The organism is Streptomyces piniterrae (assembly GCF_005048155.1).
In the GTDB taxonomy this organism is placed as follows: domain Bacteria; phylum Actinomycetota; class Actinomycetes; order Streptomycetales; family Streptomycetaceae; genus Streptomyces; species Streptomyces piniterrae.
The window spans coordinates 376,735-390,328 of the sequence record NZ_SUMB01000006.1 but is presented as its reverse complement, the minus strand read 5'-3'; the positions used below and the strand labels follow the sequence as shown (position 1 = coordinate 390,328).

Annotated in this window: 12 protein-coding genes; all 12 read right to left on the bottom strand. The window is 70.1% G+C overall.

What is annotated here, in order from left to right:
- Positions 1 to 28 precede the first annotated feature (28 nt).
- Positions 29 to 1,015, bottom strand: coding sequence for a dTDP-glucose 4,6-dehydratase (gene rfbB, locus FCH28_RS20240; protein WP_136741454.1), 987 nt, complete (start codon positions 1,013 to 1,015; stop codon positions 29 to 31).
- Complete coding sequence (locus FCH28_RS20235) at positions 1,012 to 2,079, bottom strand: glucose-1-phosphate thymidylyltransferase (protein WP_136741453.1); 1,068 nt, start codon at positions 2,077 to 2,079, stop codon at positions 1,012 to 1,014. The genes rfbB and FCH28_RS20235 overlap by 4 nt, the downstream gene beginning before the upstream one ends.
- 64 nt (positions 2,080 to 2,143) lie before the next feature.
- Positions 2,144 to 3,394: an activator-dependent family glycosyltransferase gene (locus FCH28_RS20230; protein ID WP_136741452.1), complete on the bottom strand. Its 1,251-nt coding sequence runs from the start codon at positions 3,392 to 3,394 to the stop codon at positions 2,144 to 2,146.
- Positions 3,395 to 3,409: 15 nt separating this feature from the next.
- Positions 3,410 to 4,462: an NAD-dependent epimerase/dehydratase family protein gene (locus FCH28_RS20225; RefSeq protein ID WP_136741451.1), complete on the bottom strand. Its 1,053-nt coding sequence runs from the start codon at positions 4,460 to 4,462 to the stop codon at positions 3,410 to 3,412.
- Entirely contained in the window at positions 4,459 to 5,094 is a 636-nt protein-coding gene (locus tag FCH28_RS20220; protein ID WP_281289737.1) for a dTDP-4-dehydrorhamnose 3,5-epimerase family protein, read from the bottom strand. Before FCH28_RS20220 ends, FCH28_RS20225 begins: the two co-directional genes overlap by 4 nt.
- 19 nt (positions 5,095 to 5,113) lie before the next feature.
- Entirely contained in the window at positions 5,114 to 6,496 is a 1,383-nt protein-coding gene (locus FCH28_RS20215) for an NDP-hexose 2,3-dehydratase family protein (RefSeq protein ID WP_136741450.1), read from the bottom strand.
- 25 nt (positions 6,497 to 6,521) lie between these two features.
- Positions 6,522 to 7,298, bottom strand: coding sequence for a class I SAM-dependent methyltransferase (locus FCH28_RS20210; RefSeq protein ID WP_136741449.1), 777 nt, complete (start codon positions 7,296 to 7,298; stop codon positions 6,522 to 6,524).
- Positions 7,299 to 7,325: 27 nt separating this feature from the next.
- Positions 7,326 to 8,324 carry an aldo/keto reductase gene (locus tag FCH28_RS20205; protein ID WP_222852443.1) on the bottom strand — a complete coding sequence of 333 codons (999 nt, stop codon included), beginning with the start codon at positions 8,322 to 8,324 and terminating at the stop codon, positions 7,326 to 7,328.
- 171 nt (positions 8,325 to 8,495) lie between these two features.
- Complete coding sequence (locus FCH28_RS20200) at positions 8,496 to 9,344, bottom strand: SDR family oxidoreductase (protein ID WP_136741447.1); 849 nt, start codon at positions 9,342 to 9,344, stop codon at positions 8,496 to 8,498.
- Positions 9,345 to 9,417: 73 nt separating this feature from the next.
- Entirely contained in the window at positions 9,418 to 11,022 is a 1,605-nt protein-coding gene (locus FCH28_RS20195; RefSeq protein ID WP_136741446.1) for an MDR family MFS transporter, read from the bottom strand.
- 314 nt (positions 11,023 to 11,336) lie between these two features.
- Positions 11,337 to 12,317, bottom strand: coding sequence for a quinone oxidoreductase family protein (locus FCH28_RS20190; protein ID WP_136741445.1), 981 nt, complete (start codon positions 12,315 to 12,317; stop codon positions 11,337 to 11,339).
- Positions 12,318 to 12,346: 29 nt separating this feature from the next.
- Complete coding sequence (locus tag FCH28_RS20185) at positions 12,347 to 13,534, bottom strand: cytochrome P450 (RefSeq protein WP_136741444.1); 1,188 nt, start codon at positions 13,532 to 13,534, stop codon at positions 12,347 to 12,349.
- Positions 13,535 to 13,594 lie beyond the last annotated feature (60 nt).

Here is a 13,594-nt window from a genome sequence, read left to right as displayed (position 1 = left end):
CTTCGTACGGTCCCCGGTCGGTTGGCGGTCAGGCGGCTGCCGGCTCGTGTGCGCGCAGCGGCTCCCACCAGGCCCGGTTCTCGCGGTACCAGGCGACGGTCCGGGCCAGGGCCGCGTCGAAGTCCCGCTCCGGCCGGTATCCGAGCTCCGTACGGATCTTGCTGAAGTCGACGGAGTAGCGCCGGTCGTGGCCCTTGCGGTCCGCGACGAAGTCGACCCTCTCCCAGCCGACACCGCAGGCGGCGAGCAGCCGCTCGGTCAGCTCCCGGTTCGACAGCTCGGTGCCGCCGCCGATGTTGTAGATCTCACCGGGCCTGCCCTGGGCGCGTACCAGCTCGATGCCGCGCACATGGTCGTCGATGTGCAGCCACTCCCGGATGTTGCCGCCGTCGCCGTACAGCGGCACGCTGCGGCCCTGGAGGAGGTTGGTGATGAACAGCGGGATGACTTTCTCCGGGAACTGGTGGTGCCCGAAGTTGTTGGTGCAGCGCAGCACTCGGGTGTCCAGGCCGTGGGTCTGGTGGTAGGAGCGGACGAGCAGGTCGCTGGCGGCCTTGGAGGCCGAGTACGGGGAGCTCGGGTTCAGCGGTTCGGTCTCCAGGCAGCCGTGGTCCACGGAGCCGTAGACCTCGTCCGTGGAGATGTGGACGAAGGTTTCGGTGCCGTGCCGCAGGGCCGCGTCGAGAAGGATCTGCGTCCCCACGACGTTGGTGCGTATGAACGGGTCCGCGCCGGTGATCGAGCGGTCGACGTGGGTCTCGGCCGCGAAGTGGACGATCTGGTCGTGGTCCGCGACCAGCCGGTCCACGAGCGCGGCGTCGCAGATGTCGCCCCGCTGGAAGGCGAATGCGGCGCTGCCGCGTACCGCGTCGAGATTGGCCGGGTTCCCCGCGTAGGTGAGTTTGTCGAGGACGGTGACGCGGACATCGCCCGGGCCGGTGGCGCCGAGCAGCGTGCGGACGTAGTGCGAGCCGATGAAGCCGGCTCCTCCGGTTACCAGGATCCTGTTCGTCATGACGAGATCTGTACCTTGCTGTTGTCGCCGAGGATGAGACGGTGCGCCGCACGGGTCCGGGGCGCGGGGGTGACCTGCACATTGCGTCCCACGAGGGAGGACTCCAGCCGGCGGACGCCGGTGATGGAGGAATCGCCGAGGACGATGGAGAACTCGATCTCGCTGTCCTCCACACGGCAGTTCTCGGAGATCGAGGTGAACGGGCCGACGTAGGAGTCGGTGACCGCGGTGCCGGCGCCGATGATGGCGGGGCCGACGATGCGCGAGCCGCGGACGACGGCGCCTTCGCAGATCTCCACCCGTCCGGTGATCTCGCTGGTGTCGTCCACCTCGCCCTCGATCCGGGTGGCCAGCGTCTCCAGAACGGTGCGGTTGGCCTCCAGCATGTCCTCGACTCCGCCGGTGTCCTTCCAGTAGCCGGTGATCGTCGTGGAGCGGACGTTCCTGCCGTGGTGGATCAGCCACTCGATGGCATGGGTGATTTCGAGTTCGTCGCGCCACGACGGCTTGATGGCCCGGACCGCCGCGTGCACGGCGGGGGTGAAGAGGTAGACGCCGACCAGAGCGAGATCGCTCTTGGGGTGGGTCGGCTTCTCCTCCAGGCCGATCACCCGGCCGCGGTCGTCGAGTTCGGCGACACCGAAGGCCCGGGGATCGGGGACCTGGGTCAGCAGGATCTGCGCGTCGGGGCGTTCCCTGCGGAACTCGTCGACGAGCCCGGTGATGCCGCCCAGGATGAAGTTGTCGCCGAGATACATCACGAAATCGTCGTCGCCGAGGAAGTCCCGGGCGATCAGCACCGCGTGGGCGAGGCCCAGCGGCTCCTCCTGCGGGATGTAGGTGACGCGCAGCCCCAGCTTCGAGCCGTCTCCCACCGCATCCCGGATCTCCTGGGCGGTCTCGCCGACGATGATGCCGACGTCCTCGATCCCGGCGTCCGCGATGGCTTCGAGGCCGTAGAAGAGGACGGGTTTGTTCGCTACGGGGACCATCTGCTTCGCCGAGGTGTGGGTGATCGGCCGCAGCCGGGTCCCCGAACCTCCGGACAGGACGAGTGCCTTCACGTGTTCGCTCCGTGGGTTTGCGGCGCTTCGCCGGCAAGGTGGGTGGGAGAGGCCCGGCCGGGTGTCACCGGGCGCGGTGCTGGGCCGTCAGGCGTTCGAGGGCCGGGACCGTCTCGTTGGGGCTGGGTTCGGCGAGGGCTTCCTGGCGGAGGCGTTCCGCCGCTGCACGGAAGGAGGGCTCCTCCAGGACCCGGACGAGGTTCTCGCGCAGGCGGTCCGGCTTGAGTTCGCCCGCCGGGATGTAGAGCCCGGCGCCGACGCGCTCCAGGTGCCGGCCCTTGACCGGGGTGTCCCAGGTGGCGGCGATCACGACCTGCGGGACGCCGTAGAGCATGGCCGTGCCCCAGGTGCCCGATCCGCCGTGGTGGACGATGGCGGAGCAGCTCGGCAGGAGGGCCTGGAGCGGGATGAAGTCGACCAGGCGGGTGTTGTCCGGCACCTGCCGCAGGTTCTCGCGCTGGAGGCTGTCCATCGTGGCGACGATGTCGATGTCGAGGTCGGCGACGGCGTCGAGCAGGTCGGCCTGCGAGATGTAGTCCAGGCCGCGCTCGCGTCCGGCGACTCCGAGGGTGAGGCAGACGCGGGGGCGCTCGGGGGGCTCGTACACCCAGGTGGGGACGACCGAGGGGCCGTTGTACGGCACATAGCGGCTGGGGACGATCTTGAGGCTGGTTTTCAGCCGGGCGCTCTCGGGCAGCAGATCCACCGTCCACTGGCCGGTGACGAGTTCCTCGTCGAAGGTGTCGCCGAAGCGGGCGGCGACCTCGCCCAGCCAGTCGGCGAGCGGATCGCTCTGCTGGTCCGCCGGGCGCGCGCGGTTGAGTGCGAGGAACTCCTCGCGGGCCCGCATGGTCACGTCCTGGCCCCAGACGATACGGGCGTGCGCCGCGCCGACCGCGCGCGCGGCGAGGGCGCCCGCGTAGGTGCCGAGCTCCCACAGCACCAGGTCGGGCTGCCACCGGCGGGCGAAGTCCACCATCCCGTCGACGAAGGTGTCGTTGTTGAGCGTGGTGTGGAACCTGCCGACCAGCGACTCATGCAGTTCGTGCAGATATTCCCAGGTCAGGGTCTCGGGGGTGGAGAACGTGAAGTCCCATTCGCGGCTGTAGGAGGTGGTGCCGGCGGGTGCCGGGGCGAACATGGTGTGGTCGGTGCCCACCGCGACGGCGGACAGGCCCGCCTGGACGATGTCGTCGACCAGGACGGGGTGGCTGGCGACCAGCACCTCGTGCCCGGCGTTCTGCAGCGCCCAGGCGGTGGTGACCACCTTGTAGAAGTGCGTCTTGATGCCGGCACAGGCCAGGAGTACTCGCATGATCAACCTCTCGATTCAACGGCCCGGTCGGCCGGCGTTTGCGGTCATCGGATTCCCCGTTCGGACCCGGCTCGGGACGGCGCGGGCGGCGACCTCGGCGACCAGGGCGGGCAGCGCGACGGACCGTTCCGCCACCGGGTGCCAGCCGGTGATCCGGGTGAAGGCGGACGCGTCCACCTCCATGCCCTGGAGGTCGGTGGCCTCGGCCTCGGCGGGTGGCGGGACCTCGACCACCGGGACGGGTTCCGCGCCGGTGTGGTCCGCCACGGCCGCGGCGATCGCCGTGAACATGTCGCCGAGCGGCTCGCTGCGCCCGGTCCCGATCAGCCAGTGGCGTCCGGCGAGCGCGTCGACGTGGTCGAGTGCGGCGGCGAAGGCACGGGCCACATCCGTCACATGGATCATCTCCCGGCGCACGGTGCGGTCCCACAGCTCCAGGCGGCTGCCCTGGAGGGCGCGCCGGATCATGGTGACCACCACGCCCCGCTCGGCGGCGGTGTCCTTCGGCCCCGGGCCGAAGATGGTCGGCATGCGCAGCGAGACGGCCCGGAGCAGGCCTTCCTCGCCGGCGGCCTTGAGCGCCCGCTCGGCCGCCAGCTTCTGCCGGGGGTAGGCGCTCCTGGGGTCGTCCGGCTCCGAACCGTCGATACGGACCTTGCCGGGGACGCCGACCGATGCCACCGTCCCGGCGAAGAGCACCGCGGGGCGACGGCCCGGCACGGCGTTCTCCCTGAGCACGTCCACGAGGTCGTGGACGAGGCCGACGTTGACCCGCTCGATGGCGGGGTCGGCGGCGGCGCCGCGCCACGAGGTCGCACCGGCGATCCGGGCCACCAGGTGGACGACGACGTCCGCTCCCTCGACGGCCGCGGCGAGCCGCGCCCGGTCGGTCAGGTCGGCGCCGAACTCCTCGATCACGGCGCGGGCGCCCTCGGGCACACCCGCCGGGCGGCGGGAGACCAGGCGGAGCCGGATGTCCCGCGCGGCGAGTTCGCGGGTGACGGCGGTGCCCAGGTAGCCGGAAGCGCCGAGGACGACGACCAGCGGCCGGGCGGCGGGGGCGGTCACAGCGCCGCCTCCAGGGCGAGGCTGGTCTCGTAGTCCGGCAGCAGGCCCAGGTCCAGCGCCTGCTCCAGGGTGGGGGCCACGATGTCGCGTTCGGACAGGACCGGCTCGATCCCGTCGAGCGTGACCGGCAGGCCGAGCGCCGGGTCCAGCGGGGAGATGGCGTGCTCGTTCTCGGTGACGAACGGCCCGGACATCAGGTACACCATCGCGGTGTCGTCGTCGAGGGCGACGAACGCGTGCCCCACCCCGACGGGCAGATACGTCGAGCGGAAGTGCTCCTGGTCGAGCAGGACCGAGTCCCACCGGCCGAAGGTCGGCGAGCCCACCCGGAGGTCGACGACGAAGTCGAGCGCCCGGCCCCGTGCGCAGTAGACGTGCTTGGCCGTGCCCGGCGGGGTCGAGGTGAAGTGCACACCGCGCACCACGCCGCGGCGGGAGTGGCTCTGGCTGGCCTGGAAGACGGGGAAGGGGTGCCCGGTCGCGGCGGCGAACAGCGGTCGCTGATAGGTGGCCACGAACAGGCCGCGGTCGTCGGGGAACACCCTCGGGGTGAACACGTAGGCGCCCTTGACGGCAAGTTCCCTGGCGGGCACGTCAGTTGTACCGGTCTGTTCGGGTGGTTGGGTCGTCATCACCGGGTTCCCTGGGTCGTCACAGCTTGACGGAGTGTGAGTTGAGAAGGGCCATGAGCGTGCGGGCCTGCACGTTCACATAGCGGCCGTACCGCAGCAGCGTGTTCAGCTGCCCGGCGGTGAGCCAGCGGTAGCCCGGCGGCGGCTCGTCGGGCGCCTCGCTCTCGTCGGCCTCGACGATCAGGTAGCGCGCCTGCGCGTTGCGGAAGCGGCCGCCCTCCTCCGAGTGGACGGCCTCGTACCGGATCCGGTCCCGACCGGCCGCGAGCACCAGGTCGAGGAAGGGGGGCCGGGCGTCCCCGGTGAGGTGTGCGTAGTGCCGCGGTGTGTACTGGACGGTCGGCGCGAGCTCGATGGAGTCGATGAAGCCGGCCTCCACCCTGGCGTGCGCCAGCAGGTGCGGGACGCCGCCGATCCTTCGGGTGACGAACGCGATGACGCCGGAGCCCCGGGGTTCGAACAGCGGCTGTGTCCAGGCGCCGACCTCGCGGTTGGACGCCTGCACCCGCACCGCGACCACCCGGAAGTACCAGTCGAGTTCGTGGTCGATGGAGTCCGCGCCGCGCCGCCAGCCGGACACTCCGGCCAGCGAGATCCTGCGGACGTCGACGGAGTGGCGGGAGCGCTCCGCCGCGTACCACGACAGCAGTTCGGCGTCGGTGTGCAGGGCGCCGGCCTCGTCGAAGGGGACCGGGAGGCAGGCGAGGACGGTCCGCGAGTCCATGTTGACCACGTCGTCACGGCGCAGCAGCTCGCCGATCTGACCCAGCGTCAGCCAGCAGAAGTCGTCGTCGAGGGCGACGTCCTCGGTGGTCTCGACGACCACGTTGCGGTTGAACTTCCGGTAGAACCAGGCACCGTGCTCGGACTGCAGCACATCGACCAGCACCGTCGCCTCGGCCACCCCCGTGAAGTACTCCAGGTACTTCACGTCGGCGCCCTTGTGCACCTTGGTGTAGTTGCTGCGGGTGGCCTGCACCGTCGGCGACAGCTGGATCAGGTTGGTGTTGCCCGGCTCCATCTTGGCCTGCATCAGGAAGTGCAGGACGCCGTCGAACTCCTTGGCGAGGATGCCGAGGATGCCGACCTCGGGCTGGTTGATGATCGGCTGCTGCCACTCGGGGAAGGGGCCCTCCCCCACGGTGACGTGCAGGCCTTCGACGCTGAAGAACCGGCCCGTGTCATGGACCAGGTTCCCGGTGTCCGGGTGGAACGACCAGGCGTTCATGTCGGCGAACGGGATCCGCTCCACCCGGAACCGGTTCACCATGGACCGGTACGCGAGCCAGCTGGTGAAGTCGTCGACGGATATCCGGGATCCGGCGTGGCTCGCGGCGGAGCGGGCCAGCCGGGCCGGCAGCCCGACGTCCTCACGCGCGCTGAGCGTTGATGTGGTCGGCATCGGCTCGTCCTCGTCAGTCGTCCGGTCACTCGCCCCACTTCATGTAGATGACCGGCGGCTCCCGGCCCGGCAGCTGGCGGAGCGGGGCGTGGTCGAGGCCGAACACCTCGCGCAGTGCGGTGGTCTCGCCCGGCCACTTGGGGTGGGCCAGCTCGTCGAAGGCGAGGATGCTGCCCTTGGTCAGGTGCGGCCGGATCGCCTCCAGCAGTTCCTTGGTCGGCTGGTAGAGGTCCAGGTCGAAGTAGGCCAGGGCGATGACCGTCTCGGGGTTCTCCTCCAGGTACTGCGGAACGGTCTCGCGGACGTCGCCCTGGATGACGAACGAGCGCTGTGTGTGCCCGAACGGCTCGGTGGCCTCGTGGGCCGCGAGGACCTCACGCAGATGGTCGACCTCGCCGTCCGGTACGGCGAAACGCCCCGGGACGGCGCTGGTGCTGACCTTGTCGACGTCCTCGATGTCCTCGGGGAAGCCGGTGAAGGTGTCGAAGCCGACGATGCGGCGCAGCGAGTTGTACGGCTCGTAGATGCTCCGCAGGGCGGTGAGCGTGGCCAGGTGACGGCCGTGCAGCACGCCGAACTCCATGATGGTGCCCGGGACTTCGGGCAGCATGCGGTACAGCGCGTCCATGGAGAGCAGGTCGGCGAGCTGGTGGCGGCGCATGTAGACGGGCAGGTTGTCGATCAGGTACTTGGGCGGGATGGGGCTTTCCACGAGGAGCTTCGTCAGCCGCTCACGGGCGTCGCGTTCCTGGTCCGACTCGTGGGGAACAATCCGCGGGTCGGTGAATCCGTCCTTGGCCATGAGAGGGCCGTTCCTTTCGTCGGTGGGTCAAGAAAGCCAGGCGTCGGGCGCCGGTCCGCCGCGGCCGACCGGGGGGAAGAGACCGTCGAGCCGGTCCAGTACGTCCTGGGGCAGCGGTGCGTGCAGGGCGGCGAGGGCGCCGTCGACATGTGCTTCGGTGCGGGGCCCGATGACCAGCCCGGTCACACCAGGGCGGGACAGGGCCCAGGCCATGCCGACCTCCGCGGGGTCACGCCCGAGGCCGGCGCAGAGCTTCTCGTAGGCGTCGATGATGTCGCGGTGGTGTTCCAGCGCCTCCATCGCACGGCCCTGCCCCGATTTGACCGCGGTGTTCTCCCGCAGCTTGCGCAGTACGCCGCTGAGCAGGCCGCCGTGCAGGGGCGACCAGGCGAGGACGCCGAGTCCGTAGGCCTGCGCCGCGGGAATCACCTCGAGTTCGGCATGGCGGGTCACGAGGTTGTACACGCACTGCTCGGAGGCGAGGCCCAGGAAGTGGCGCTGCCGGGCGGCCTCCTGGGCGGAGGCGATGTCCCAGCCGGCGAAGTTCGAGGATCCGACGTAGCGGACCTTGCCCTGGGCGACGAGGATCTCCATGGCCTGCCATACCTCGTCCCAGTGGACGCTGCGGTCCACGTGGTGGATCTGGTACAGGTCGATCCAGTCGGTGCCGAGCCGCCGCAGGGACGCCTCGCAGGCGGACACGATGTTCCGGACCGACAGCCCCTGCCGGTTGGGGCCCTCGCCCATGGGGTCGCCCACCTTGGTCGCGAGGACGACCTCGTCGCGCCGGCCCGTGCGGGCCGCCAGCCAGGTGCCGATGACCTCCTCGGCGTGGCCTTTGTGGACGCGCCAGCCATAGGTGTTGGCGGTGTCGAGGAAGGTGATGCCCTGTGCGACGGCGTGGTCGAGCAGCCGGTGTGCACCTGGCTCGTCCAGTCGGCCGCCGAAGTTGACGGTGCCGAAGGCGAGTCTGCTGATCTCCAGCCCCGTCCGGCCCAGCCGGGTGTGAAGCGGGCTGCGCGTCATCTGTCGTACTCCCCACTGCGTCGAGGGCCCTTGCGCTGTGGGTCTCAGCATGGAGAGGCCGTCTCGAACGGGCCTGGTGTTCGGCTGGACCCCGCCGGAGTGCCGAAACGGCGTGGGGCCGGTGCGCCCGGGAAGTCCCGGGCACACCGGCCCCACGTGGTGCGGGTCGGCTCAGCCGAAGATGTGGATGTTCTCGTCGACCCAGTTGCGCAGGGTCAGCGGTGCCTTTCCGGTGATCTTCTCGACGGAGTCGGAGATCTTCCAGTCCCAGGCGGCCGACTGGCGCTTGAGCTCCAGCAGGGCCTCCAGGCGGGGGCCGCCCCAGCCCAGGCGGTCGAACTCGGCCTGGGTCTCGGCCTTGGTGCGCTCGACGACCTTGACCTCCTGGCCGAGGGCCTCGCCGACGATCTCGCCCTGGCGCTGCGGGCTGAGGGCCTCGCCGCCGGTGAGTGTGTAGGACTGGCCCTCGTGGCCGGTGGTGGTGAGGACCTTGGCCGCCACGGAGGCGATGTCCCGCGGGTGGATCATCGCGGAGACCGGGTCGCCCTCGGTGACGTACATGGTCCGCTCCTTGCCGATGGTGTCGGCGTATCCGTAGAGGTAGACCATGAAGGTGCCGGGGCGCAGGATGGTCCACGCCAGGCCGGATTCCCGGATGACCTGCTCGCCCTGGCGGTGCCCGGAGGTCAGCGGGTCGGTGGCGTCGAAGCCGACGCCGCTGGTGGAGAGCTTGACCATGTGCTTGACGCCGGCCTCGCGGGCGGCGGCGACGAGGGTGCGCTCCTGGACGGGGCCCTCGGGGCCGTAGCCCGGCGGGACGACGAAGACCCGGTCGACGCCGTCGAGGGCGGCGGGGAGGGTCTCGGGCTTGTCGAAGTCGCCGGCGACGACCTCGACGCCCGCGGGGAACTTGGCCTTCTCGGGCGAACGGGTCATGGCCCGCACGGGCACGCCTTCGGCGGCGAGCTGGGCGACGAGTTCGCTGCCGACATTGCCGGTGGCGCCGGTTACCAGAATCATGCGTGTATCTCCTTGGGATGTGCGACACGGCGGACGCCGTGCGGGGAAGCCACTCGTGAAGTGAGTGGGAGAGTCAGGATTCGCCGCGGGCGGCGGAGGAGTCGGCCGTGGCGTCGTCGCCGGCCTGTTCGGATCCGGCGCCGCCGTGGCCGTGGCCGCCGGCGAGCTTGATGTCCTTGAGGAAGAGCGCGGCGACCAGTCCGACGAGGACGATCGGGATCACCGCGTAGAAGATGGGGCGGAGCGAGTCCGCGTAGATGTCGGCGAGTTCGAGGCGGACGGAGTCGGAGAGGCGGCCGAGCACCTCGGGCGACAGCGAGCCGTCCTTGTCGATGTGGACGCCGGATTCGCCGCTGAGGCGTTCCTGGAGCCGGGTGCCCAGGCGCGCGGTCATCAGGGCGGCGAAGAACGAGACACCGAGGCCGGTGCCGAGCTGCCGCATGAGGGTGGCGGTGCCCTGCACGGCGCCGATGTCCTGCATGCTCGCGGTGTTGCGGGCGGCCAGGCTCAGGGCCTGGGAGTTGAGGCCGCCGGCGATCCCGAAGAGCAGGACGTAGCCGATCGCGAGGGCGACACCGGTCTCGGGTCCCGCGGTGGAGAACAGCACGGCGGCGACGGCGAACACGGCCATGCTGAGCACCGGGAACCAGCGGTAGGAGCCGGTGTGCCCGATGACCTTGGCGCTGATCCAGGAGGTCAGTACGACGCCGAGCATCATCGCGGTGAGGATGTAGCCGGACTTCTGGACGTCGAGACCGAGGACCGTCTGGAGCCACAGGACCAGGTAGTTGATCAGGCCCAGGCCGACGAATCCGGCGATGAAGCCGAGGACGACGACGATGCTGAAGGTCTGGTTGGCGAAGAGCCGGAGCGGCACGACGGGGTCCACCGCGCGGCGCTGCGAGAGGATGAACAGCACTACCGCGAGGACGGATCCGGCGGCGAGGCCGAGGATGACCGGCGAGCTCCAGGCGTACTTGACGCCGGCCCAGCCGGTGAGCAGGTTCAGGCCGACGATCGCGACGACGAGCAGGACGACGCCGGCGTAGTCGATGTGGGCCTTCTTGGACTGGACGGGCAGGCGCAGCAGCGAGGAGACGACGACCAGGACCACGGCGCCGACCGGCAGGTTGACGAAGAACACCCAGCGCCAGCTGGCGAGTTCGGTGAGGATGCCGCCGAGGGTGGGGCCGGCGAGCGAGGCGGCGCCGAAGGTGACGGAGAACCAGCCGTAGTAGCGGGCGCCTTCACGTGGCGAGAACATCTCGCCGATGAGGGCGAGGACGCAGATGAACACGCCGCCGCTGCCGATGCCTTGGATGACGCGGAAGGCGATGAGCTGAGGCATCGTCTGGGCGATGCCGCAGAGCGCCGATCCGGCGAGGAACACGATGATGGAGGCCATGAAGACGCGCTTGCGTCCGAAGAGGTCTCCGAGTTTGCCGTACACGGGGACGGCGGCGCTGCCGCCGATGAGATAGCCGGTGGTGACCCAGGCGAACTGGTCGAGTCCGCCCAGGTCACTCACGACGCGGGGCAGTGCGGTGGCGACGATCTGGGAGTCGAGCAGGGAGAGGAAGACCGCCACCATGAGGGTGAGGACCACCGCGTTGGTCTTGGTCGACGGAGCCGGTGCGGAAGGAGCGTCGACGGCAGGCTCGGATGAGCGGGAAGCCATGAGGAATCCTTGTAATCGAGGAGCGGTGCCGTGATACGGGGCATCGCCCACAGTGGGAGTACGCAGAACGAAATCGATGAAGAACGCTGCCTGTCACCAGCAGCGGAGATGGGGTGGTCGGATCCTGTCCGACTCCGGCCTTTCGGCCCTCTCAACCGTTGATCAGTCGTCAGCTCGATGCTGATCACGGTTCTTCGGTGTTCGTTTTGCTCTCGCCACTCCTCTGTGTCGATTACAGATACCCAGCACCTTAGCGGAAGATCCAGGAACGGTGCAAGCATGTTCGGGTCGATCCGGGCCCGACCGCCGGGCGGTCAGGGAACCAGCACGACCTTCCCGGTGTGCAGCCGAGCCTCCATCAACTCGTGTGCCTTGACCGCCTCTTCGAGCGGAAGGCGGCTGTGCACTACGGGCGTGACCTGGCCCGACTCCACATACCCGAGCAGTTCCCTGCGGCCCTCGGCGATCACCTCGGGACGGTCCTGGAAGAGCGCGTAGAGGTTGAAGCCGTGCAGCGACTTCATGTCGATGAAGTCCCAGGGCGAGATGGCCGGCGGACGCTCGCCGGACGCGCCGCCGTAGCAGACGATGCGGCCGAAGCGGGCGGCCAGCCGGATGCTCTGGGCCAGGACCTCGTTCCCGACGGTCTCCAGCACGAGGTCGGCACCCTTGTCGCCGGTCGCCGCGCGGACCTCGTCCACCCAGTCCTCGTGCCCGTAGCACACCGCGACGTCGGCGCCGATGGAGCGGATGAAATCGAGCTTGGCGGGCGAACCGACCGTGCCGATGATGCGGCCCGCGCCGCGGGCACGGGCGAGCTGCACCAGCAGGTGGCCGATGCCGCCGGAGGCCGCGTTGATCAGGACGGTCTCGCCGGCCTTGAGCCGTCCCACCGTCGTGAGCACGTGGTAGGCGGTCTCACCGGGGCTCGGCAGCGCGGTGGCCTGCGCGGCGTCGATGGCCCCGGGGATCGGGAACACCGTGGCCGCGTAGGCGGTCGCGTACTCCGCGTAGGCGCCGTAGCGCACCGGGGCGACGACGCGGTCACCCTCGGACACGTGGGTCACGCCCGCGCCGACCGCCTCGACGACGCCGGCCACGTCACCGGCGGGCGCGGCGGGCAGGGTGGCGGGGCCGCCGATCGGCAGGCCCTGGCGCTTCTGGACGTCGGCGAAGTTGACGCCGATCGCCTCGGCGCGGATCAGCACCTCGCCGGGCTTGGGCTCCGGCTTGGGCGCCTCCTCGAGGCGCAGCACGTTCGGGTCGCCGTGCTCGTAGTAGCGGACGACGCGCATGGTTCCTCCACGGGAATCGGGGTTGGCGGTCACCAGGTGACGGGGACGGTGCGGAAGCCGCTGAGCAGCCGTCCGGGCATCCATTCGAGTTCGTCCTCGGTGCACGCGAGCTTCAGCGTGGGGAACCGGTCGAACAGGTTGGTCAGGGCGATCTGCATCTCCATGCGGACCAGCGGGGCGCCCAGGCAGTGGTGGATGCCGTGGCCGAGGGTGAGGTGGCGGGGGTCCTCGCGGCGGATGTCGAGCCGTCCGGCGTCCGGGAAGCGCTCCTCGTCCCGGTTGGCGGCGCTGATCGCGGCGAGGACTCCGCTGCCCGCGGGGATGGTGGTGTCCCCGAAGGTCATGTCCTCCAGCAGGATCCGGTAGGCGGCGCCGTCGCCCGGACCCTGGTAGCGCATGAGCTCCTCGACCGCGTTGGGCATCAGCTCCGGGTGCTCGCGCAGGTCGGCGAGCTGCTCCGGGTGCAGCAGCAGCGTGGCGACACACAGCCCGATCTGCAGGAACGTCGTCTCGTGGCCGGCCATGAGCAGCTGGGTGGCGGTGGACACCAGCTCGCCCTCGCTGAGCTGGTCGTCGACGTCCCGCGCCGCGACCAGCGCGCTGAGGACGTCGTCGCCGGGGGCCCGCCGCTTGTCGGCGACGAGGGAACCGAGGTACTCGCGGAGTTCCCCGGCGGCGGCCTGGATCTCGTCGACCGGATTGTTCTCCAGGACGAGAAACGCCTCGGACCACTTGCGGAACTGGGACCGGTCGCCGCGCGGTACGCCCAGCAGGTCGCAGATCATGTTGATCGGCAGCGGATGCGCGTACGCCTCGACGATGTCGGCCGAGTCGCCGCCCTGCTCCATCTCGTCGAGGAGTTCGTTGGTGAGCTGGTGGATGCGCGGGCGGAAGCTCTCCACCAGCTCGGGGGTGAACGCCTTCGCGACCAGCCGCCGCAGTCGGGTGTGCTGCGGTGGGTCGGTGAAGTTGAGGCTCTCCAGCGGCGGCCAGTTGGTCATCAGCGGTACGCCGGGGCGGTGCAGATCGGCGCTGCAACGGGGGTCGAGCAGAACCCGGCGGACGTCCTCGTAACGGCCGACCATGTAGCCGGGCGAGCCGCTGGGCATCGTCAGCTCGGCCACGCGCTCCTCGCGCAGCGCGGCGAAGTCGACCGGGCAGCGCGTCGGGTAGTCCCGGTGGAAGGGAAAGGTGAACTTCGGTGTTTCTTCGGTCATCGGAGTCTCTTCGTTTCTGATGGTCGAGGTCACCGGCCGGGAAACCGGGGGCGCAGCCGG

Coding starts and splice junctions, on each gene's coding strand:
- rfbB (WP_136741454.1), bottom strand. CDS start 1,015: ATGACGAACAGGATCCTGGTAACCGGAGGAGCCGGCTTCATCGGCTCG.
- FCH28_RS20230 (WP_136741452.1), bottom strand. CDS start 3,394: ATGCGAGTACTCCTGGCCTGTGCCGGCATCAAGACGCACTTCTACAAG.
- FCH28_RS20220 (WP_281289737.1), bottom strand. CDS start 5,094: ATGACGACCCAACCACCCGAACAGACCGGTACAACTGACGTGCCCGCC.
- FCH28_RS20215 (WP_136741450.1), bottom strand. CDS start 6,496: ATGCCGACCACATCAACGCTCAGCGCGCGTGAGGACGTCGGGCTGCCG.
- FCH28_RS20210 (WP_136741449.1), bottom strand. CDS start 7,298: ATGGCCAAGGACGGATTCACCGACCCGCGGATTGTTCCCCACGAGTCG.
- FCH28_RS20205 (WP_222852443.1), bottom strand. CDS start 8,324: ATGACGCGCAGCCCGCTTCACACCCGGCTGGGCCGGACGGGGCTGGAG.
- FCH28_RS20200 (WP_136741447.1), bottom strand. CDS start 9,344: ATGATTCTGGTAACCGGCGCCACCGGCAATGTCGGCAGCGAACTCGTC.
- FCH28_RS20195 (WP_136741446.1), bottom strand. CDS start 11,022: ATGGCTTCCCGCTCATCCGAGCCTGCCGTCGACGCTCCTTCCGCACCG.
- FCH28_RS20190 (WP_136741445.1), bottom strand. CDS start 12,317: ATGCGCGTCGTCCGCTACTACGAGCACGGCGACCCGAACGTGCTGCGC.
- FCH28_RS20185 (WP_136741444.1), bottom strand. CDS start 13,534: ATGACCGAAGAAACACCGAAGTTCACCTTTCCCTTCCACCGGGACTAC.